The sequence below is a fragment of the Dyella sp. 01N36 genome (assembly GCF_056399745.1).
The window spans coordinates 1-2046 of the sequence record NZ_JBFTRY010000334.1 but is presented as its reverse complement, the minus strand read 5'-3'; the positions used below and the strand labels follow the sequence as shown (position 1 = coordinate 2046).

Annotated in this window: 2 protein-coding genes; both read left to right on the top strand. The window is 62.8% G+C overall.

What is annotated here, in order from left to right; translation table 11 throughout:
• The coding region (locus AC1DMG_RS21795) for a putative bifunctional diguanylate cyclase/phosphodiesterase (protein WP_477181118.1) at positions 1-1195 on the top strand (1195 nt) is incomplete at its 5' end.
• 277 nt (positions 1196-1472) lie between these two features.
• The coding region (rpoE, locus tag AC1DMG_RS21790; protein ID WP_477181117.1) for an RNA polymerase sigma factor RpoE at positions 1473-2046 on the top strand (574 nt) is incomplete at its 3' end.

Here is a 2046-nt window from a genome sequence, read left to right as displayed (position 1 = left end):
CTTCAAGACCGTCAACGACACACTGGGTCACGCGGTCGGCGACCAGGTGTTGCTGACCACCACGCAGCGCTTGCGCGGCAGCGTGCGTGCCTCCGATACGGTGGCGCGCTATGCCGGCGACGAATTCGTGGTGATCCTGCGTCAKATCGTCAAGAACGAAGACGTGCTGCGCATCGCCGAGAAGATCGTGCAGGTGATGGGCGCTCCTTTGCGCATCGACGACGGCACGGAGCTGCAAGTGACGGCGTCGATCGGCGTGAGCTTCTTCCCCGACGATGCCCCCGACGCCGATACGCTGCTCAAGCACGCCGACGAGGCGATGTATGCCGCCAAGAGTCTGGGCCGCAACAACTATCAGATTTTCGAAGGCAGTGCCGAACAGTCGCAGCAGCAGAACCTCGCGTTGAAATCCGGCCTGCGCCATGCCGAGCACAAGGGCGAGCTGCGCGTGTTCTACCAGCCGCAGGTGGATGCGGTCACTGAAGACATCGTGGGCATGGAGGCGCTGGTTCGCTGGGAGCACCCGGAACTGGGTTTCATCGGCCCGGGCTTTTTCATTCCACTGGCCGAGGAAACCGGGCTGATCGTTTCCATCGGCGAATGGGTATTGCGCGCGGCCTGCCGGCACGCCCAGGAATGGGAGCGCCGCTTCGGTCTCGGCCTGCGACTGGGCGTGAATCTGTCGGCGGTGCAGCTGATGCAGCCCAACCTGCTGGAAGTGGTCTCGGCCGCGCTCGATGAAAGCGGGCTGGARGCCAACCTGCTGGAAATGGAGATCACCGAAAGCATCAGCATCAAGGCCGCGCCCAACCTGGTGGAGAACTTGCAAGGTCTGCACCGGCTAGGCGTGCGCATCGCGATCGACGACTTCGGCACCGGTGCCGCTTCGCTCGATTACCTGCGCAAGCTGCCGGCCGACCGCATCAAGATCGACCAGAGTTTCGTCAAGAACATCGGCGTGGATCCCGATGACGAGGCTATCGTGCGCGCCACCATCGAGATGGCGCACCGCCTCAAGCGTGGCGTAGTGGCCGAGGGCGTGGAGACCGAGCAGCACATGGAATTCCTGCGCGCCAACGACTGCGATGAACTGCAGGGCTTCCTGTTCTGCCGTCCGCTGCCGCAGCCGGTGTTCGAGAAGCTGTTGCTGGAGCGCCAGCGCCTGCTGGCCGGCATCAGCGATACCGCCGCATGACTTGCGTGCGCCGCGAAGAGCCCCATACTCAAGGGTAGGGCGCCCGATGCGCCCGTGGGCCGCACTGCTGGGGCGGTGGTGGTCCTTTCGTCATGACCGGTGCTCCCTTAGGAGTGCCCATGCGTTTCCACCATCGGTGTCGCCGCGTTGGCGCACTTGTCGTCCCGGGGATGGGGGTCACTCTGAACTAGAACGTGAAGTTCTTGTCTGAGCAGCTCGCATCCATTCACAAGGCATCCCAGGGCGCGTGGCAGCATCGACGAAGGAGATGGCCCGGATGGGCGAAAATGAACTGGACAGCGCGCTGGTCGAGCGCGTCCAACAGGGGGACAAACGGGCCTTCGATCTACTGGTGCGCAAGTACCAGCACAAGGTCGTGGGCCTGGTCTCCCGTTATCTGAAGAACCACGCWGAATGTGAAGACGTGGCCCAGGAGGCCTTCATCCGCGCCTGGAGGGCGATCGGGTCGTTCCGTGGCGAGAGTGCTTTCTATACTTGGCTGTACAAGATTGCCGTCAATACGGCCAAGAACCATCTGGTGGCCATGAGCCGCCGCCCGCCGGCCGACGATATCGCCATCGACGATGCCGCTTTCGTCCCCGGCGCCGACCGCATGCATGAGAGCGCCACCCCCGAGCGCGAACTCATGCGACAGGAAATTGAACAAACGGTATTTTCCACTGTCCAAGCCTTGCCTGAGGAATTGCGCACCGCGATCACCCTGCGTGAAGTGGACGGCCTCAGCTACGAGGAAATCGCCGAGGCGATGGGCTGTCCGATCGGTACGGTACGTTCACGTATATTTCGGGCGCGCGAAGCTATCGATGAAAAATTGCGGCCGCTGTTGTCGG